Source organism: Streptomyces sp. NPDC002476 (assembly GCF_042889785.1).
In the GTDB taxonomy this organism is placed as follows: domain Bacteria; phylum Actinomycetota; class Actinomycetes; order Streptomycetales; family Streptomycetaceae; genus Streptomyces.
This window is the reverse complement of record NZ_JBIARH010000073.1, coordinates 1-17,979: the sequence shown is the minus strand read 5'-3', so window position 1 is coordinate 17,979 and position 17,979 is coordinate 1. Positions and strand designations below refer to the sequence as shown.

16 protein-coding genes and 2 pseudogenes are annotated in these 17,979 nt (G+C 68.0%); 13 read left to right on the top strand and 5 right to left on the bottom strand.

The window, feature by feature from the left end:
• Window positions 1-321 precede the first annotated feature (321 nt).
• Window positions 322-477, top strand: a complete 156-nt coding sequence (locus ACFYXM_RS35890; RefSeq protein WP_389295892.1) for a hypothetical protein — start codon at window positions 322-324, stop codon at window positions 475-477.
• 167 nt (window positions 478-644) lie between these two features.
• Window positions 645-1,091 (top strand): SRPBCC family protein, encoded by a 447-nt coding sequence (locus tag ACFYXM_RS35885; protein ID WP_389295891.1) that lies wholly within the window; start codon window positions 645-647, stop codon window positions 1,089-1,091.
• A gap of 33 nt (window positions 1,092-1,124) precedes the next feature.
• Here the strand turns inward: ACFYXM_RS35885 and ACFYXM_RS35880 are convergent.
• Window positions 1,125-1,410 (bottom strand): annotated as a pseudogene (locus ACFYXM_RS35880) (transposase); the annotation flags it as partial.
• A gap of 250 nt (window positions 1,411-1,660) precedes the next feature.
• On the opposite strand from ACFYXM_RS35880, the gene ACFYXM_RS35875 reads away from it, so the two are divergent.
• The 8 genes and pseudogenes from ACFYXM_RS35875 (at window position 1,661) to ACFYXM_RS35840 (ending at window position 10,273) form a co-directional block, all read left to right on the top strand.
• Window positions 1,661-2,131 carry a gas vesicle protein GvpG gene (locus ACFYXM_RS35875; protein WP_389295889.1) on the top strand — a complete coding sequence of 157 codons (471 nt, stop codon included), beginning with the start codon at window positions 1,661-1,663 and terminating at the stop codon, window positions 2,129-2,131.
• Window positions 2,110-2,787, top strand: a complete 678-nt coding sequence (locus ACFYXM_RS35870; protein ID WP_389295888.1) for a histone protein — start codon at window positions 2,110-2,112, stop codon at window positions 2,785-2,787. Before ACFYXM_RS35875 ends, ACFYXM_RS35870 begins: the two co-directional genes overlap by 22 nt.
• A 6-nt stretch (window positions 2,788-2,793) precedes the next feature.
• A pseudogene (locus ACFYXM_RS35865) lies at window positions 2,794-3,741 on the top strand (SRPBCC family protein); the annotation flags it as partial.
• A gap of 1,014 nt (window positions 3,742-4,755) precedes the next feature.
• The gene (locus tag ACFYXM_RS35860; protein ID WP_389295898.1) at window positions 4,756-6,003 is read left to right on the top strand and encodes an NAD(P)/FAD-dependent oxidoreductase; all 1,248 of its coding nucleotides are present in this window, start codon (window positions 4,756-4,758) and stop codon (window positions 6,001-6,003) included.
• An 88-nt stretch (window positions 6,004-6,091) separates the two neighbouring features.
• Window positions 6,092-6,757, top strand: a complete 666-nt coding sequence (locus ACFYXM_RS35855; protein WP_389295886.1) for an SDR family NAD(P)-dependent oxidoreductase — start codon at window positions 6,092-6,094, stop codon at window positions 6,755-6,757.
• Window positions 6,754-7,989, top strand: a complete 1,236-nt coding sequence (locus ACFYXM_RS35850; RefSeq protein ID WP_389295885.1) for a lycopene cyclase family protein — start codon at window positions 6,754-6,756, stop codon at window positions 7,987-7,989. Before ACFYXM_RS35855 ends, ACFYXM_RS35850 begins: the two co-directional genes overlap by 4 nt.
• The gene (locus ACFYXM_RS35845) at window positions 7,986-8,717 is read left to right on the top strand and encodes a class I SAM-dependent methyltransferase (protein ID WP_389295883.1); all 732 of its coding nucleotides are present in this window, start codon (window positions 7,986-7,988) and stop codon (window positions 8,715-8,717) included. Before ACFYXM_RS35850 ends, ACFYXM_RS35845 begins: the two co-directional genes overlap by 4 nt.
• Before the next feature lie 56 nt (window positions 8,718-8,773).
• Window positions 8,774-10,273: an FAD-dependent oxidoreductase gene (locus ACFYXM_RS35840; protein ID WP_389295896.1), complete on the top strand. Its 1,500-nt coding sequence runs from the start codon at window positions 8,774-8,776 to the stop codon at window positions 10,271-10,273.
• 206 nt (window positions 10,274-10,479) lie between these two features.
• Here ACFYXM_RS35840 and ACFYXM_RS35835 read toward each other — a convergent pair whose 3' ends face one another.
• The 4 genes from ACFYXM_RS35835 to ACFYXM_RS35820 are packed head-to-tail and all read right to left on the bottom strand — an operon-like array spanning window position 10,480 to window position 15,185.
• Window positions 10,480-11,475, bottom strand: a complete 996-nt coding sequence (locus ACFYXM_RS35835; RefSeq protein WP_389295894.1) for a DUF5914 domain-containing protein — start codon at window positions 11,473-11,475, stop codon at window positions 10,480-10,482.
• A gap of 8 nt (window positions 11,476-11,483) precedes the next feature.
• Entirely contained in the window at window positions 11,484-12,479 is a 996-nt protein-coding gene (locus ACFYXM_RS35830; protein WP_389295881.1) for a phytoene/squalene synthase family protein, read from the bottom strand.
• Window positions 12,466-14,046: a phytoene desaturase gene (locus ACFYXM_RS35825; protein ID WP_389295880.1), complete on the bottom strand. Its 1,581-nt coding sequence runs from the start codon at window positions 14,044-14,046 to the stop codon at window positions 12,466-12,468. Before ACFYXM_RS35825 ends, ACFYXM_RS35830 begins: the two co-directional genes overlap by 14 nt.
• Window positions 14,043-15,185 carry a polyprenyl synthetase family protein gene (locus ACFYXM_RS35820; protein WP_389295878.1) on the bottom strand — a complete coding sequence of 381 codons (1,143 nt, stop codon included), beginning with the start codon at window positions 15,183-15,185 and terminating at the stop codon, window positions 14,043-14,045. The genes ACFYXM_RS35825 and ACFYXM_RS35820 overlap by 4 nt, the downstream gene beginning before the upstream one ends.
• Window positions 15,186-16,849: 1,664 nt before the next feature.
• Here ACFYXM_RS35820 and ACFYXM_RS35815 point away from each other — a divergent pair.
• The 3 genes from ACFYXM_RS35815 (at window position 16,850) to ACFYXM_RS35805 (ending at window position 17,858) form a co-directional block, all read left to right on the top strand.
• A complete protein-coding gene (locus ACFYXM_RS35815) occupies window positions 16,850-17,107 on the top strand; it encodes a hypothetical protein (protein WP_389295876.1) in 258 nt (85 codons plus the stop codon).
• A gap of 218 nt (window positions 17,108-17,325) precedes the next feature.
• Window positions 17,326-17,673 carry a transposase gene (locus tag ACFYXM_RS35810; protein ID WP_389295875.1) on the top strand — a complete coding sequence of 116 codons (348 nt, stop codon included), beginning with the start codon at window positions 17,326-17,328 and terminating at the stop codon, window positions 17,671-17,673.
• Complete coding sequence (locus ACFYXM_RS35805) at window positions 17,670-17,858, top strand: hypothetical protein (RefSeq protein ID WP_389295873.1); 189 nt, start codon at window positions 17,670-17,672, stop codon at window positions 17,856-17,858. Before ACFYXM_RS35810 ends, ACFYXM_RS35805 begins: the two co-directional genes overlap by 4 nt.
• The last annotated feature ends 121 nt before the right edge of the window (window positions 17,859-17,979 follow it).

Genomic DNA, 17,979 nt, shown 5'->3' with positions numbered 1-17,979 from the left:
CCGACAGCCGCTCACCAGATGACTTCAGCTGACCCGCTCTTGGCATACCAACAACAACGACCAAATTGCCCTTAAGTTACCGGTATTGAGGCTAGATTTGAACCGCGCTTTTCAGGACCGTTGTCGGAAGCTGATGAGTTGCGTCACGGCGCCTCTGGTGCCGAGCGCGTGGCGATGACGGCCAGGCGGAAGCGCAGGATGGGCCTGCCCTCGCGGCATGGCCTTTTCCCCGGTCTGGTGGACGATCGCCTCGCGCGTTCTGCATCGCCGTGTGTATGTGTGAGGCGCATACTGAAAAGACCTGGGAGAACGGAGGACGTCATGATCATCCTCGGCGTCATTCTGCTGGTCGTCGGTCTGGTGGCCGGCATATCGATCCTGTGGACCATCGGTATCGTGGTCGTCGCGATCGGCATCGTTCTTTGGATCCTGGGTGCCGTCGGGCATGGGGTGGGCGGTCGACGGCATTACTGGTAGGGCCGCTTGTTCCGGTTCCGGTTCCGCGTGCACGCGCGGTCAATGTGATGTCCAGCGGCGGCCGTGATCTCGGTGTGCTCGGGTGCCGCATGCGCGATGTAGCTGTTGATGCCGGCCCGCAGATCGCTACCAGGGTCCGGAATTCAGCGTCCCGGATGGGAGCACACATGGCTGTACGTCATCAGCTCATCGCCCGGGAACCGTCCGTACTCTGGGCGGTTCTGGAGGACGAGAGCCGTTACACGGACTGGGTGGTGGGGACCTTCGACTCCGGCCCGGGCGACGGGTGTTGGCCGGAAGTCGGATCGTCGATCAAATACACGGTGCGTGTGGGGCCGAAGGAGTTCCATGGACGCACGACGGTCCGTCGCCTCGACGCGCCGCGCGCGCTGGAACTCGAAGCGCACGGGGGGCCGTTGGGTACGGCACGGATCGCCTTCGACATCCGGCCGTGGGGCGACAAGACCCTGGTCGTTCTCGACGAGCATCCGCTGCGCGGACTGGGAGGGAGGCTCCACAACACAGCTCTCGACGCCTTTGCGCAGATCCGGCACCGCAGCATGCTGCGGCGACTTGCGGAAGTAGTCGAAGGAATGCCTCAGGGCACGGGGTGAGCGGCGGGCCGAGAGAACCAGCCCCCAACAGTTCGCGAGACGCTCGGCTGGGGTTTCCCAGTCGAGCATCTTTCTTGGTCGGCTGTTGAGTTCGGCGGCCACCACCTCCAACTGCTCAAAGGCGCGGGACAGAGGTCAATGCCCTTGGGGAAGTACTGTCGCAGCAGGCCGCTGGTGTCCCTGTTCGAACTTCGCTGCCAAGGCTCGCCGGGTTGCAGAAGTAGAGGTTGGACGGTCGCGGTGAGAGCGTTGCGGGTGGCCAGGCGCTGTGGCCGCACGGTAGATGTACGAGCATCAGATAGCGGGTGGGGCGATCGACCGCCAGGTGGCGACGAGAGTGGTGCTCCTGGCTGCGATGTCGCGCGCCGCAGTTACACGGAGTCTCTCGCCCTTGCCCGGCGTGGACTCGCGCACGCCGCGAATACAGCCGTGGCACAGCCCTTCATGCACCCGACATTCGCCCGCTATACCGCCAAAACATCGATCACCAAGGCAGTCGCCCACCCCGGCTGTTGCGCCCGACAGCTCCTCAAGGTGCGAGGCGCCCGATACCGGTCAGACTTGGATGCATGGCAGAAGAACGTCGGCCGCGCGGCGGGAAGCCTTCGACGGCGGCCGCGTGGCGAAAGCGACGACTTCCGAAGCGCGGCGGAGCGATGCGGAAGCGCGCACCGCGAACACGTCGAGCCGCGTCTTGCGGGCCCGCTGCCCTGTTGCAACTTCGTCGCCGCTGCAGGCACTCACGTGCAGGCCGTCGGAGTCTGACAGGGACTGCTCACGCTCCCCCCAGCACACCGGTCCGCGTAGTGATCTGGGTGGCGGAGAAGCTCAACGACGTTGCCGAGTGCGCGCTGCACGACCCAGGAGTGCTCCGTGCCCAGCTGGCTGTACTGAACCGGGAGTTTGAAGACGGAGATATGAGCCCGGAGGAGTTCGAACCGGGAAGGGGAAAGGCTGCTCGACCGGCTGCATGCTGCACAGGTCGGCCCCGCACCGAACGATCGAAGGTGACGTACCCATGGATAACACAGCCAAGGTGACCCTCGCGGCCGCAGTAGTGGGCGGCTATGTGCTGGGCCGGACGAAGAAGGGCCGGCTGGCGCTGACAATTGCGACGTATCTGGCAGGGAGACGATTCGGCCTTGAACCCCGCCAGCTTGCCGCCGAAGGGATGCGCAGACTCGGAGAGATTCCCCAGTTCGCCGAGCTGCAGGAGCAGCTGAAAGGGGAAGCTTTCGACGCAGGCCGTAAGGCAGTGGCTGCCGCCGCCGATCGGGGCATGAGTTCGCTGGCTGACGCCATCAGCGACCGCACGGCGCGGCTCGGCGAGAAGCAGGATGAGGGGGAGGAAGAGGAGGAAGAGGAAGAGCCGGAGGTCGAGTACGAAGAGGGCCAGACTGAGGAAGAGGAGGAACAGCCGGAAGAGGAATACGAGGAAGAGGAAGAGCCGGAAGAGAGGCAGCCGAAGCGGCGCCGCAGTCGCCAATCAGCCCAGCCCAGAGGGGGTGCGGCACGCAAGAAGGCCGCTCCCGCCCACGGAGAGAAGCCTCGGACGGTCGAGAAGTCTGCCGCCCGGAAGACGGCCCCGCCAAAGAAGACGGCTGCGAAGAAAACTGCTCCGGCCAAGAAGTCCGCCGCCCGGAAGACGACGTCGTCGAAGCGAGCAGCGTCCACGCGCGCCGATCGTCGGAGGTAGCCATTCATGACCAGGACGGAAACAGACCAGGCCGCGGCAGAAAAGTCGGGTGTGGACCGGCTTCGAGAAGAGGCGTCCAATTTCCTCAGTGCACAGGTGGAGAGGCTCGCCGAGAAGGCGGGCGACAAACTGGCCGATGTCACTGGGCAGCTCACTGATGTGGCTGAGAGTGGATCGCTGCCCGCGATCGGCTCCCGTATTCTCCAGGGCGACTCCCCGCTGAAGGCATTCGTCGGGGAGAAAGCCAAGGGCTTCAAGGACAAAGTCGTGGGGAAGGTCAAGGAAGCGTTCGGCGGCGGAAAGGGGAAACGCAAGTCGAGCGGCGGCAAGGTCATGAACATCATCGAGGTTCTCGATGTGGGAGTACCCTTGCGTGTCGCGTACGACCACTGGACGCTGTACGACCAGTTCAGCAGCTTCGCGAAGGGCGTTCGCGACGTTTCGAAGAGCGATGAGATGTCCAGTGACTGGAAGGTCAAAGTCGGCCCTTCCTCGCGCAGCTTCAAAGCGACTGTCCAGGAACAGGTTCCCGATGACCGCATCGTTTGGAAATCCGAAGGAGCCAAGGGGACTACCCGTGGTGCGGTCAGCTTCCATGAGCTGGCGCCCAGCCTGACTCGAATCGTCCTGGTCGTGGAGTACTACCCGTCCGGGTTCTTCGAGAAGACAGGCAACCTGTGGCGCGCCCAAGGGCGCCGCATGCGACTCGACTTCAAGCACTTTCAGCGATACGTCACCCTCGCCCAGGAAGAGCCCGAGGGCTGGCGCGGTGAAATCCGGGACGGTGAAGTCGTCGTGTCCCATGAAGACGCCATGGAAGAAGAAGAGGCCGCCGAGCAGAAGGACGCACAAGGCGAGGAGTCCGAAGACGAGGACTACGAGGACGAGGGCGAGGAAGACGAGGGCGAGGAAGACGAGGACGAGGAAGACGAAGACGAGGGCGAGGAGGACGAGTAAGAAGAAGAAGGCGAATACGTGGAAGACGAAGGGGAAGAGGGAGAGGAAGAGGAAGAGAACGTAACCCCCTCCAGGAGTCAAAGAGGATAGAGGCGACGCCGTCGTGACTGACGTCGCCTCATGACCGGGCTTCCTTTCGAGTCTCCGCGACTGCGCGGATGCGGTGCAGTATCCAGCTGCAAGCATATTCGGATCGCACGAGGAGCTCTCGGAGAAATACAAGTAGCTGCGAACGGATACCGCCCGGCAGATTCGTTGCCCTCGCCGAGTAGGGGACTCCTGCCCCAGCACAGTGTGGTGATCAAGCTGTTCTCGGGTTCACACGTCACTACGTCGACCCGGCCGCTGTGTTCGACGTGGGGTACGGCATTGTGCCGGCTCCGTACTGGGAATGGATCCATCGGCAGCACTGGACCAGCGGCCAGGTTCCCTTGCCTTCGGGCCTTCGGGCCTGCGGTTGTGGTGGGCGACGCGATTGCACCACCATGGGCAGCACATATCCCCGAAGCGAGGCGTGGCTCCGCTCACGCTGGACTCTGCGCGAGGACAACAGACACGTCTGCGGTGAGGTGCTGACAAGTGCGTTGCGCGACGTCCCGCAATGGTTCACTTCCTCGACGGAACCAATCTCCTGCGAGAGTGCCGCCATCCCACCATGCCGGTCGTGCGACTCGTGCGGCCGACCAGATTGGAGATCTTGCTGCGCGTCGATGACACACCATGTCGGGAGATAGAAGTGCTGCTGGCGCATGTGCAGCCAGCAGGTCTCGGGGACGATTTCGCTGCCTGGGTGTGTCGGAGATGGCAAGGCTGTGACCGCCGTGGTGTCGGTGGCGTCGGGGTGCCGCGTGTCGTCCATTGAGTGCACAGTCGTGGCGGTGCCTGGCATCGACGACCGGAACGTGATCGGCTGGACACCCGAGTGAGAGCTCGGTTCGTGATCGGCTGGGAACCTGGCGGGACTCGGTACCTGACGGGTGGTCGATCTCGTCGAAGGAGCGGAGCGTGAGCATGGCCGTTCAGCATCGTGGAGTCCCGGACATCGTCGTCGTGGGCGCAGGTCTCGCAGGTCTCGTCTGTGCTGCGGACCTGTGCCGGGCGGGACGGCGCGTGGCTCTGTTGGAAGCGTCCGACGGTGTCGGCGGCCGGATGCGCACGGACCGACGGGACGGGTTCCTGCTGGATCGCGGATTTCAGGTGTTCAACACGTCCTATCCACAGGTGAAGCGGCGCTTGAATCTGCGGGATCTGCGACTGCGGCCCTTTACACCGGGCATCGTCAGCCGTACTCCGACCGGGCTGGTCCGCCTCATCGACCCGACCAGGCGGCCGGGGGCGGCCGGAGGCCTGCGGCCGGGACGAGTCCTTTCGACCCGTGACCTCGCCGCGCTGACGGCGCTCACCGCACGCGACACACTGTTGCCCGCCGGTCCTCTCAAGCGGCTGCCGGACCGCCCCACCTCAGCCGCCCTCTCCCGGGCAGGGTTGTCGGCCGCGGCGGTCGAGGAGTTCCTGCGGCCGTTCCTGTCCGGGGTCTTTCTTGAGGACCGGCTGGAGACCTCCGCCCGTTTCTTTCACTTGGTCTGGCGGAGCATGGCCCGCGGAACGTCCTGCCTCCCGGCCGACGGCATGGGTGCGGTACCGGCTCAGCTTGCCAGCGGTCTTCCCGACGGCGCCTTGCAACTGGAGACGCCCGTCACCGCGGTCACCGGCTTCGGAGTGCTTCTGGCGGACGGCCGCGAACTGTCTGCGCCGACCGTCGTGGTGGCGACGGACGCGTCCGCAGCTGCGCGTTTGCTGCCGGAGCTGACGGTCCCGGACGGGCGCACGGTCACCACCTATTACCACGCCACCGGGACGACGCCATTGGCGGAACCGACCCTGGTGGTGGACAGCACCGGAGCAGTGCTGAACACCTGTGTTCTCACCCAGGCAGCCCCAACCTACGCACCGCCCGGCACCGCGCTCGTCTCGACTTCCGTACTGGGCAAGGACCCGCCCGAGAGGGAAAGTGCCGTACTCCGGCGTCTCGCCCAGCTGTACAACACGGACACGAGCGCCTGGCAGCGGGTCGCCACGTACACCGTTGAAGGGGCGCTGCCCGCGATACGACCGCCCTGGCCACTGAGCCGGACGTCCCGCTACGGCCCGGGCCGGTACGTATGCGGGGACCACCGGGCCACCGGATCGGTGCAAGGCGCGATGGCTTCGGGCACACGTGCCGCCCGGGAGGTGCTGGCCGACCTGGGGTGCGGGTGACCGTGCAATGCCCGTGTCCTGTGCACACACGGATGGACGATGAGCCGAAGGAATGCCATCAATCTGTCCCTGATCCCCGGAGCAAGGCATGGACATCAACGGCGCGCACGTGCTGGTCGCAGGCGCCACAGGCGTCGTCGGCGGCGCCCTCACCGCCGAACTGGCCGCGCGCGCAGCACGTCCGGCCCTCGCAGGACGCGGCCCGGGCCGTTTGGCCCGGGCCGCCCAGGAGTATCCAGGCGCTCCGATCGCCTTCTTCGACGCGTACGTCCCCGAGATTTGCGCGCGTGCCGTGTACAGCGCCGCGGCCGACCTCGGGGGACTGGAGGTCGTGGTGGTCGCCTTCGGCTCGGTGGCTTTCGGCCGGGCGGACATGGTCGGTGACGAGGTCGCGGAGCGTCTGATGGCCGTCAACGTCCTCACATCCGCCGCGTTTTTGGAACCCGGCGTGGTGACAGACCGTCCACAGCCGGGAATGGCCGACTACAACACCTCCAAAGCAGCGCTGAGTGCCTGGCTCGCCGCCGTGTGTCGCGATGCACGACCCGCCGGCATCCGCGTGCAGGAGGTCCGGCCGGGGCACTTGGACACCGGCTTCGCCAGCCGGGCGGTCGCGGGTACCGCTCCGCCGTTGCCCCCAGGAGGGGACCTGCGTCAGGTAGTCAGAGCCGGTCTCGCCGCGCTGGCGACGGACGCCGAGACCGTACGTACGGCCCCGGACGGAACGCCCATCATCGAACCGCGCGCCCGGTGAGGCGACGTACGACTCGTCCCGGCGGGACGGCCGAGGTGGTGATCGTGGGCGGTGGCGCGGCAGGACTCAGCCTCGCGCACTGGCTCACAATGACCGGTACCACCGCCGTGACCGTCGTGGAGCCGCCCGACGGTCCGATGCGACCGCCCGAGCGGACCTGGTGCTTCTGGGACGAAACCGACGGCGAGTTCGAGGAAGCGGTCGTCGCCTCTTGGTCACGGCTGCGGATCTACGGCGCGGACGGCAGCAAGGTCACCGTCGCTCCCGCCCCTCTGCGCTACCGCATGCTGCGGTCCGCCCCGTTTGAGAACCTGGTCCACGCTCGACTGGCCGGGTATCCCCAGGCGTGCGTCCTACGCGCGACGGCGAATACCGTGCGCAACGTGGCCGGGGGGGCCGAGGTCCGCTGCACAACACCGGACGGCCGTGCACTGACCCTGCGCGCGCGTTACGTGTTCGACTCACGCCCGCTGCGCCGCCTGCCGCCAGCCCGGACGGTGTTGCTCCAGCACTTCCGCGGCTGGTTCGTGCACACAGCAACGGCGTGCTTCGAACCCGCGGTCGCGGACCTGATGGACTTCCGGGTGCCGCAGCCGCGCCACGGCCTCGCCTTCGGCTACGTCCTCCCACTCGCGCCGGACCGGGCGCTCGTCGAGTACACCGAGTTCTCCCGGATCCCACTCACCACCGCCGGCTACGAGGCGGCGCTGGGCCACTACACCCGCGAAGTGCTCCGCCTCGGTGCGTTCACGGTGGAAGCGGCGGAGCAGGGCGTCATCCCCATGACCGACGCTCGCTTCCCCCGCCGGGTCGGGCCGGCCGTCTTCCGTATCGGGACCGCCGGCGGCGCGACCCGCCCGGCGACCGGCTACACCTTCGCCGCAGTGCAGCGGCAGAGCCGGGATATCGCCGCCGCGCTGCGCAACGGACGCGGCATCGTGCCCCCGCCGCACAGCCGACGGGCGCGGGCCATGGACGCAGTACTGCTGCGGGCACTGGACACCGGGCGGATGGACGGCCCCGACTTCTTCACCGGCCTGTTCCGCCGTACGCCTACGGAACGCCTGCTGCGCTTTCTCGACGGTGCCACAACACCGTGGGAGGAATGCAGCATCGGACTGCGCACCCCGATTGGCCCGATGATCCGCACCGCTGCCGAACTCCTCTTTCTCCACCGCCGACCCTCCGCCACAGTCGTCACCACCCCTCGATCCGAAGAGAGCCACCGATGACGCTTCTGCGGGACCACGAACTGGCACGCGCCTTCGACCACGCGTCGCGCAGCTACGACCGCCTCACAGCCATGAACCCCGGTCACCACGCCGATCTGCGCCGCTCGGCACGACGGCTCCGGCTACCCCGCCAAGGAGCTGGAATGCATGTCCTCGATCTCGGCTGCGGCACCGGTGCCTCCACCCGGGCACTGCTCCGGGCCGCACCGTGCGCTCGCATCACGGCCGTCGACGCCTCGTCGGGAATGCTGCAACGCGCGCTCGCCAAGCCGTGGCCCGCACGCGTCCGATTCCTGCATCGGAACGCTGAGGAAGTGCACGCGATCGGTGAGGGGCTCTTCGACGCGGTTTTCGCCGCCTATCTGTTCCGCAACGTCACCAATCCGGACAGAGTCCTCGCGTCGGTCCGAGCACTGTTGCGTCCGGGCGGGCGACTCGCCGTCCACGAGTACAGCCTCAGCGGCTCGCCCGTCCACCGCTGGCTCTGGACGGCCGTATGCCACGGGTTGATCGTTCCGGTGGGCACGCTGAGCGGCGACCGCGCGCTCTACCGCCATCTGTGGCGCAGCGTCCTCGCCTTCGATACCGCCCCCACCTTCGAGGACCGCCTCACGCGTACGGGTTTCACCCGCGTACGCACCGCTCCCGTCGCCGGATGGCAGACAGGTATCGTTCACACCTTTCTCGCCTGCAACGGCTCGGCTCCGGTGACGGAGTACGCCCTGTGAGCGCCGACCGCCACCGTCGTGTCCGGCGGGGCCGCGACCGCAAGGCGAGTGTCCTCATGCCCGCGCCGGGACGGGCCCGCTTCGAGCGCCAGGATGCGCCGGGCGTCGCGGTGATCGGCGGCGGAATCGCCGGTCTCGCTGCGGCAACCCTGCTGGCGGAACGCGGAGCACAGGTGACTCTCTATGAACGGGAAGGATCGCTTGGCGGCCGTCTCGCCGGTCGGCGCACCCGCCTGGCCGACGGTTCCGAGGTGACCATGACCCGCGGCTTCCACGCCTTCTTCCGTCAGTACTACAACCTGCGTGGCCTGCTGCGGCGGACCGACCCCTCCCTCACGCGGCTCGTGCCGCTGCCCGACTACCCCCTACGGCACAGTGGCGGCCTGGCTGACAGCTTCGCCCGCGTCCCGCGGACACCACCCTTCAGCGCCCTCGGCTTCGTCACCCTCAGCCCCTCCTTCGGCTGGCAGGACCTCGCCGCAATGGATCCGCGCGCGGCGCTGCCGCTCCTGGACGTCCGCGTGCCCGAGGTGTACGGACGCTTCGACAGCGTCAGCGCGACCCGTTTCCTGGAGCGCATTCGCTTCCCCGATGCCGCCCACCACCTGGCGTTCGAGGTGTTCTCGCGCAGCTTCTTCGCCGACCCGCGCGAACTGTCCGCTGCGGAAATGCTGCTGATGTTCCACATCTATTTCCTCGGCTCCTCCGAAGGACTGCTCTTCGACGTGCCGGATGAACCCTTCCCACAAGCCTTGTGGGAGCCTCTCGGCGGCTACCTGCAGCAGCTCGGCGTGGACATCCGCACCGGCACTCCCGTGCACGGTGTCCGCCCGTCCGCCGGTGGAGTCCTGGAGGTGCAGACCGACGCTGCGATCGACCGCCATCAGGGGGTGATCCTCGCCCTCGACGTCGAGGGACTGCGTCGGCTCGTCGCCGGGTCGCCTGGTCTGGGTACCGCCGCCTGGCGCGACGACATCGCCACCCTGCGCACAGCCCCCGCGTTCCTCGTCTCCCGGCTCTGGCTCGACCGGCCAGTCCGCGCCGATCGAGCCGGCTTCCTCGGCACCAGCGGCTACGACGGCCTGGACAACATCAGTGTCTTGGAACGCTACGAGGGCGAGGCCGCCCGCTGGGCCACCCGCACCGGCGGCTCGGTGGTGGAACTGCATGCCTACGCTGTGGCCTCCGGTACCGAGCCGGAAAGGCTGCAAGACCTCCTCGTCGACCGGCTTCACCAGGTCTATCCGGAGACCAAAGAGGCCCAGGTCGTGGACGCCCGCCACGTGTGGCGGGCGGACTGTCCGCTCTTCCCGGTCGGCGCTTATCACCAGCGGCCCACTGTCCGCACCCCCCACCCACGGCTGATGCTGGCCGGTGACACGGTGCGCTGCGACCTGCCCGTGGCCCTGATGGAACGCGCCGCTACTACGGGCTTCCTGGCAGCCAACGCCTTGTTGGCCGACTGGGGTGTCCGGGGCCAGGTACTGTGGACCGTCCCCCGTGCTGGCCGTTTCCCTGGCCTGAGGGTACTCGCAGCACTGGCGGGACGTGGCTGAGATCCAGGCTGCCGGATTGAGGCCTACACGGTCCACCCCAGGACCTGTCGTCACACACCGTCGTCGGCCCGGAGTGCCGGCCCGCGACGCCACCCGGTGCGGCGAGAGGGAGTACGGGGTGTCGCGGGCAGGCGGGGGCGTGACAACAGAGCCCAGCACACTCGGTCGGCACACGGATGGAGCGCAGGTTCAATCGATCGACGCGGTCACCCGGGGAACCGGCCGGTGCTCCGCAGGGTCCAGCGTCGCTCGGCGTAGGCCAGATCGTCGCGCCACAGACGGCCTGCTGCGCGACGCATCAGTGGGCGTAGCAAGGGAGCGGCAGCCCGGGCCAGCGCGAAGCCCCGCCGGTTCGAGGCGGCGACGACCGCCTCGACCACGGCGGTCCGTGGATCGGCATCCGCCTTGCCCGTCAGTGGCGTGGCGTGCGTCTCCACCACCGATGTTGTCCCGTCGCCCTCGGTGATGTGCATGGCGACCGTACGCGGATCAGGTGCTGTGAATTCCGCCCGTACGGGCACCACCAGACGACTCGTGACACGGAACGAGACATCGACGACGAACGCGTTGTTGTGATCGCTCTGAGGCAAGCGCACCACCTGCAGGTCGACGAACGAGTGAGGATGGAACCACGAGCCGTGCCATGGGTCGAGCCGGTTGGCGACCACGTCCTGCGGCTCGCACCGCCCCACCGCCGTGAACACCGCGTCCACTGCGCTGCTCGCCGCGGGACGCACAGGCACCACGGGACGATCCGATGGCTCTTCACCGCCGACCTCGTCCAGCCGCACCCACACCAGCACCCCGTCGTCGTGGGCGGGGAACGGATCCCAGCCTGCGAACGGGGCACCATCCAGAGTCAGTCCGTGCCAGTGGCACACCAGCGTGCCACAGACAACCCGGCCGTCGCGCAGGGGGGCACCGAGGTGGGGGCAGGCGCCCGGGCCTGCGTGGAGCTCGCCCGTGTTCGATCGCCACAGTACGACCTCGAGGCCGCCCACTGTCCGGCCGTACGGGCGGACGCCTGCGGCGACATCCCGAGAGGCTCCGACGACGAACCAGTTGCCGGAGCGACGCGCCGAAGCCCGCGTGAGAGCCTCGGCTACCAGCGACGGTTTTGCCTCCCGCCATGAAGGCTTCTGCGCCGCCCACGCCGGTCCGCTCCGCCGACGCAGCGGTGGTGTCCAACGCGCTTTGTCCACTGGATCGTTCACTGCTCGAATTCCCTCCGTCGGGGCACGGCGCCGCGCTCCGGGGCCAACGGATGCGCGGCGCGGGTGCGTAGACGCACGCCGAGGACGCGGGCGGCTCCGACCGCGGCGGTGGCCGCGCGGCGTCGGCAGGGCACGACCGACCGGCGGTGCAGCACCCCGTAGTCGTGATGCGCGATCACGTCCAGGATGCCGCCGTACAGCGTGAATGCGGTACGGATACAAGGACGCACACGCGGGTCGAGCATGGCGATGCCGGGCTCGGCCTCCCGATACACGCCTTTGGTCAGCGCCTCGGCGGCGATGAAAGCCGACCGAATCCGGGGGTCACGGCGCCCGGTACGCCTGCTCCATTCCAGCAGCGGCCGGTCCACCCCGTGGGCGGCGAGCAGGTCCGCCGGCAGGTAGACGCGGCCGCGGTCCAAGTCCTCACCCACGTCCCGAAGGAAGTTGGTGAGCTGGAACGCCACCCCGAGGGCCGCCGCGTGCGGTGCCGCCTCCTCGCGGGGCACGACCGTACCGAGGACGGGCAGCATCTGCAGTCCGATCACGGCTGCCGAGCCGTGCATATAGGTCCGCAGGTCGGCGTACGTCGGATAGTCCGTGACGCTCAAGTCAGTACGCATCGAGGCGATGAAGTCGGTGAACAGCGTGTGCTCGATGCCATACCGGCCGATGGTGTCGGCCAACGCCCGGACCAAAGGGTCGTCCGCGCCGCCGGTGGACAGCCCGTACGCGAGGTCGTTCTCCAGCAGGCGCAACAGTCGGTCACGCTCGTCGGGGGTCTGCCGTCGGTCGATGTCGTCCACGATGTCGTCCGCCCAGCGCGCGAAACCATACAAAGCGTGCACCGCGCAGCGGTGTTCGACCGGCAGCAGACGGGTGGCGAGGAAGTACGTCCGGCCATGACGGGCGTTGAGCTGTCGGCAACGGGTGTACGCCGCGCGTAGCTCGGGGTCGCTGATGCCGGCGGCGTCCAGTTCACGACGGGTCATCGGCAGGTCTCCCGGTCGAGACGGTCGAGGAGAATGCAGCACGCCCGGCGGGCGGGGCCGACCCTGTCCGGGGTGCCGGGCGCCGTGCGCCTCCGGTGATGCGGTCGGCGGCGAGTTTTCCACTGATGAGGACTGTCGGCACGCCGACACCGGGTGTGGTCCCGCAGCCGGCGAGCACGACGTTGTCCAGCCCGCTTACCAGGTTGTGCGGCCGGAACGGACCGGTCTGGGCGAAGGTGTGCGAGAGGGAGAAGGGACTGCCCGCCGCATGGCCCTGCGCAGTCCAGTCCATCGGTGTCACCAGGAGTTCCTCCTGGATGCTTTCCGCGAACCCGTCGAGCCCCCGGCGTTCCAGCTCGGCCACAAGGCTGTCACGGTAGCGAGGCCCCAGGTCGCGCCACGAAGCTGCGCACGGACCAGTGATCGTGTTCGGGCAGGGGGCCAGGACATAGTGGAGATGCCGGCCCCGGGGCGCCAGACCCGGATCATGGGAAGTCGGCCGGGTGATCAGCAGCGACGGGTCGCTCATCAGCGCACCCGTGCGCGTCAGTTCGTCGAACGTGTGCTCCCACGCCGCGCCGAACGAGAGCGTATGGTGCGCGAGATCGGACCAGGTACGGTCCGTCCCGGCATGCAGGATCACCGCGGACGGCGAGTGACGCAGCCGTACCGGGCGCCGGGGAGCGCGCCCCAGGAGCCGGTGTGTGACGGGAAGATCGGGGGTTAGGACCACCGCGTCGCAGGCGATCCGTTCGCCCGAGGCCAGACGCACGGCGCGCACCCGGCCGGTCGAGCGCTCCAGTTCGTTCACTTCGGCCAACCAGCGGAAGGTGGCACCGGCACCGGCCGCCGCATCGGTCATGGCCCGGGGTAGCGCGTGCATTCCGCCTTTGGGGAACCAGACGCCGGCCACGGTGTCCATGTAGGCGATCACGGCGTACGCCGCGAGTGCCCGGGCAGGGGCGACACCCGCGTACAGCGACTGGAAGGTGAAGACGCGGCGCAGCCGGGCGTCGGACAGGAAGCGGCCGATCTGGCGGTCCAGCCGTCCGAAGCCGCCCAGTGTCGCCAGGCGGGCCAGGTCCGGATGCAGGAGCTGGAAGGGCGAGTCGAAGTTCGTGTCGATGAACCGCCTCATCTGCGCCTGGTACAGCCGTTTCAGCCAGTTCCGGAGGCGGCGGTAACCCGCCGCCTCCGCCGGGCCCGCGAAGCGCCGTACCTCCGCTTCCATCGCCTCGGCGTCGGTGTGGACATCCAGGGAAGACCCGTCCGCGAAGCGGGCACGGTACGCCGGGTGCAGGGCCACCAGCTCCAGGTGGCGACCGAGGCTGTCGCCAACGGCTGCGAAGGCCTCGTCGGCCAGATGTGGCATCGTCAGCACCGTGGGGCCTGTGTCCATCAGGTATCCGCCGAGCTCCACACGGCCGGCCCGGCCGCCCGGACCGGGATCCCGCTCGACGACCGTGACCCGGCGTCCGGCGCCCAGCAGGTGGAGGGCGCACGCAAGGCCCGACAGGCCGGCGCCCACGACGACGACATGATCTGCAGGCCCCGGTACGGTCCTCACGTGCTCTCCCCTGTGAGGTCGGGAACCATGCCCACCGCCTGGTCGACCAGCGCGGCGAACTCCCGCCTTACGAGGGGAGCGGCGCCGGTCTCCTCAAAATGTCGCAGGCTCGTGCCCGCCAGCTCCGTGATCTTGGCTTCCACGACGGCCCGGGCCCCGGTCCGCTCCAGCGCGGCACGCATCCGGTCGATGGTGCGGTCTGACCGAGGGGCCGTGACGGGTCCGAGCGCGTCGACGGCCTCCTCGTCCCCGGAGTCTTCGGCGAGTCTGGTGGCGACGGCCAGCAGGTAGGTGAGCTTTCGGGCGCGCAGGTCGTCGCCCGACGGTTTGCCCGTCAGTGCCGGATCCCCGAAGGCACCGAGCAGGTCGTCGCGGAGCTGAAAGGCCAGCCCCGCACACCGGCCGGCGGACCGTAGCGCGTCAACGGTGTGCGCATCGGCGGCGGTCAGTGAGGCGCCCAGGGTCAGTGGTCGCTCGACCGTGTACAGGGCGCTCTTGAGCGTCGCGATGGTCACGGCCTCGTCGACCCCGGACGAGCCGACCGCCTGCGCGTGGATGTCGCGGTACTGCCCTGCGACCATCTCGCCGCGCAATGCCTGCCATTCGCGGTGCAGCCGCCAGCCGTGGGGTGATCGAAGTGCGATCTCGGTCAGCAGGTCATCCGCCCACGCGAGCGCCAGGTCGCCCGCGAGCACGGCGGCGGCGGTCGCGAACGATTCGGGCGGGCCGGTCATTTCGGCGGCGCGGTGCATACGTGCGAAGTCGACGTGTACCGCAGGTTCCCCCCTTCGCAGGAGGGATCCGTCCATCACGTCGTCGTGTATGAGGGCACAGGCCTGGACAAGTTCGAGGGCAGCCCCCAGCTGCAGAACCGCACCGGCGTCGCCTTCGCCGCCCGCGGCCCGCCACCCGCACCATGCGAACGCCGTGCGCAGCCGCTTCCCACCGCGTCGGGCGAATGCCGCGACGCGGTCGGCGACATCGCCAGCGAAAACCGGGTCTACCTCACGGGCCCGGCACAGTCCCGCGTCAAGGAAATTCTCCAGGACCGTTTCGACGGCCCGGGTGGCATCGTTCGCCGTGAGCGGGGCATCGACGCATCCTGCCGGTCCGGCAGCAGTCATCCGCAGAGCAAGCATGCGCAACCCTCCTTCGCTTTTCGATTACCTGGACTCTGCTTCTGTCGCCAGCACGGGTGAGTTGCGCTGATCTCTGCCCTGTACGGGTCCCGGCCCGGTCACCGCCCACTCCACCGGCCCAGCATCATGAGCCTTATGGCGGTGCGTCGCTGCGTGGGTACTCCAGCAGGCGGACCACCGCGAGGCCGGTGAGCTGGTCCAGTCCACGCCCGGCCTGGACGGTGCGGGGGTTGTGAAAGACGCCTGGAGCTTTGCAGGCACCTGAGGCTTCCAGGCCATTGGTGCCATGCTGGGCTACAGCGCCTACAGCGCCTACAGCGCCTCCCGGCTGTTCACCGCGGTCTATCCCGAGCCCGTCGCATTGGCGCCGCTGCTCGCCTCACCCTACTGGCGACACCTGGCCACCGGCACCGCCGCCGAGCAGTCCCGATTCTTCGCCGAGGTGGGCAAGCGCGTCACCTACCCTTACAACGAACATGAGCGCGGCGCCGCCGTCGTCCACTGGGCCATTGCCGACTCCTGGCGCCCGCCCTCCCGGCCCTTTGACGGACTACACCCCCGGCTGGGGCCCGCGGAAAGCTGTCTCCTCTTCACGCGAGCCGACTTGCGCGGCACGAGAACAGTGCGAAGCGGTTCAGCTGCATCCGGCGGAACCAGGGCCGCACGCTCCTGTTCCACTGCCACCTCAAGCCCGTCCTCCTCAGGGACAGGACACAGCAGTACGTGAAGTGGGAAGGCACTGTCTGGCACGGCCGCACCGACGGCCTCATGAAGGAAGACGTTGCGCGACGGCGCAGAGAACTCCCAGACGGGGCAGCGCGCTTGCGAGACCAGCGTATAGAAAGCGCCTGTAACCGACGTCGACCACCGCATTCCTTCGTCTCCCAGCTACTGAACTCGATTGGGTGATGTTGGCTCGTTCGCCCGACCTCGCTTGTGCTCGGAGAAGGTCGTGGCCAGTACCTGCATCGTCTCGGCGGCCAGCTGGTCGGCCGCGTTCTTGGGGGCGTCGACGAATTCGCGTCATCATGGGAGGAACGGGTCGTGTGCCGGGTCCGGCGGGTCCGGCGGAGCGAGGTATGCAGAGGGTCCCCGCTCGTGTCGCTTGGCGAGCGCGGTCGTGAAGGCCGTGACGAACTCGGGCGGTGATGAGCCCCGGACCGTTGTCCTCGCTCGGGCAGGAAGCCGAGCCGTCCCCGGCAGTCGGGGGCGGTCACGTAGATGTTGCCGATCATGTGGAATCAGAGATGTCAACGCTCGGGCTCTCGAAGCGGCGGAGGAGTCCTCGACATGCCCGTCTGGCCGGTGTGTTGCTGTTTGAGGTGGTATGAGGTCATGGACGAAAGCCACCGCGAAAGATGACGAGGAGGTTGGTCCGATGCGCGAGAACACGGAACGGCGCAGAGATGACGAGCGCCATGAGCGGCGTCCAGGGCTGCTGCGGCGGTGGCGGGAGACCTTGGACGAGCACACCGACCCGACCCAGCGTTCCCTCCTTGCGACCTGTGGCTCTCCTTCGGGGCCACTTTTGGGGGCGCACGCCTGATCACTCACGGGATTCGCAGCGGCCGACTGCCCTGGGGCAACATCTCCACGTCGGGCGGGACCCACATGCATCATACAACTTCGGTATCGCCACTCTGGCCGGCAGCGGACTGGTCGCCGTGCGGGGTGACGCACAATACGCCGGACATCCCGGCGTCGGGGCGGCCTATGGCGCCGGAACGGCGCTCATCGTCGACGAATTCGCCCTCCTCTTGGACCTGAAGGACGTCTACTGGGCCAAACAGGGTCGGATCAGCGTTGACATCTCGCTCGGTATCATCTCCATCCTCGGGCTCTACCTCACCGCCGCCCCCTTCTGGCGCGAACTGACCAAAGTGACCCGCCAGCATGCCTTGGAGCGTCACACCCCCGCGTAGAGCCCCTGCGGGGCGGGGCGAGAGGGCCCAATGGTCAGTGCTTGAAGGCGTCCTTGATCTTCGCCGCAGCCTGTTTGAAGTTGCCCTTGATCTGGTCGCCGCGTTCTTCCGCCTGCAGACGTCGGTTACCTGTTCCGCGGCCGGCAGCGGGACCTGTCCCCGAGTGGTGGACACCTCTGACTCCGGCCCCGGCAGGGGCCGGGTAGGAGGCATCTTTTATGGTGATGAAGGTCTACTCGCCCGAGTTCAAGGCGGACGCGGTCGCGCTGTACCTGTCGGACCCGAGCCATACCTTCGAGGGCATCGGCAAGGATCTGGGGATCAGCCGGGAGACGCTGCGCAACTGGGTGCGGGCCGAGCGGGCCCGCCGCGGTGAAAGCGGCACGACGAACGGCAAGACGAAGGACGTCCCGGTGAGCGATGCCACGAAACAGGAACTGGAGGCCGAGAACGCGGCCCTGCGCGCGGAACTGAAGGCAGTGCGCAAGGAGAACCAGAAGCTCGCGGTCGAGCGGGACATCCTGCGCAAGGCGACGAAGTTTTTCGCCGCCGAGATGAACTGGTGAACCGCTGCCGTTTCATCGAGGACCACCACCGCGCCTGGGGCGTGAAGCGGTTGTGTCAGGTGCTGGAGGTGGCCCGCTCCAGCTTCTGCAAATGGCGGGCCGGCCGCGCGGCGCGGGCCGCCCGTGAGCGGGCCGATGCCGCGCTCGCGGAACGCATCCGGGCCGTGCAAATACTCCAGCCGTAGATCGTGATCTTCAGGTCGGATTCGCGGCTTGCCGGCGGTAATGGCTGGCTTGGGCTCGGGCCTGGTGGCGACGTTGCCAGGCGGACCACGCGAGCCGGTGGGCTGCATCGTGCATGGGCCG

What these genes read in the sequence shown, in the direction of transcription:
- ACFYXM_RS35845 (WP_389295883.1), top strand. Translation starts at nt 7,986, where the DNA reads ATGACGCTTCTGCGGGACCACGAACTGGCACGCGCCTTCGACCACGCG.
- ACFYXM_RS35890 (WP_389295892.1), top strand. Translation starts at nt 322, where the DNA reads ATGATCATCCTCGGCGTCATTCTGCTGGTCGTCGGTCTGGTGGCCGGC.
- ACFYXM_RS35820 (WP_389295878.1), bottom strand. Translation starts at nt 15,185, where the DNA reads ATGCTTGCTCTGCGGATGACTGCTGCCGGACCGGCAGGATGCGTCGAT.
- ACFYXM_RS35840 (WP_389295896.1), top strand. Translation starts at nt 8,774, where the DNA reads ATGCCCGCGCCGGGACGGGCCCGCTTCGAGCGCCAGGATGCGCCGGGC.
- ACFYXM_RS35810 (WP_389295875.1), top strand. Translation starts at nt 17,326, where the DNA reads ATGGTGATGAAGGTCTACTCGCCCGAGTTCAAGGCGGACGCGGTCGCG.
- ACFYXM_RS35855 (WP_389295886.1), top strand. Translation starts at nt 6,092, where the DNA reads ATGGACATCAACGGCGCGCACGTGCTGGTCGCAGGCGCCACAGGCGTC.
- ACFYXM_RS35885 (WP_389295891.1), top strand. Translation starts at nt 645, where the DNA reads ATGGCTGTACGTCATCAGCTCATCGCCCGGGAACCGTCCGTACTCTGG.
- ACFYXM_RS35860 (WP_389295898.1), top strand. Translation starts at nt 4,756, where the DNA reads ATGGCCGTTCAGCATCGTGGAGTCCCGGACATCGTCGTCGTGGGCGCA.
- ACFYXM_RS35875 (WP_389295889.1), top strand. Translation starts at nt 1,661, where the DNA reads ATGGCAGAAGAACGTCGGCCGCGCGGCGGGAAGCCTTCGACGGCGGCC.
- ACFYXM_RS35870 (WP_389295888.1), top strand. Translation starts at nt 2,110, where the DNA reads ATGGATAACACAGCCAAGGTGACCCTCGCGGCCGCAGTAGTGGGCGGC.
- ACFYXM_RS35830 (WP_389295881.1), bottom strand. Translation starts at nt 12,479, where the DNA reads ATGACCCGTCGTGAACTGGACGCCGCCGGCATCAGCGACCCCGAGCTA.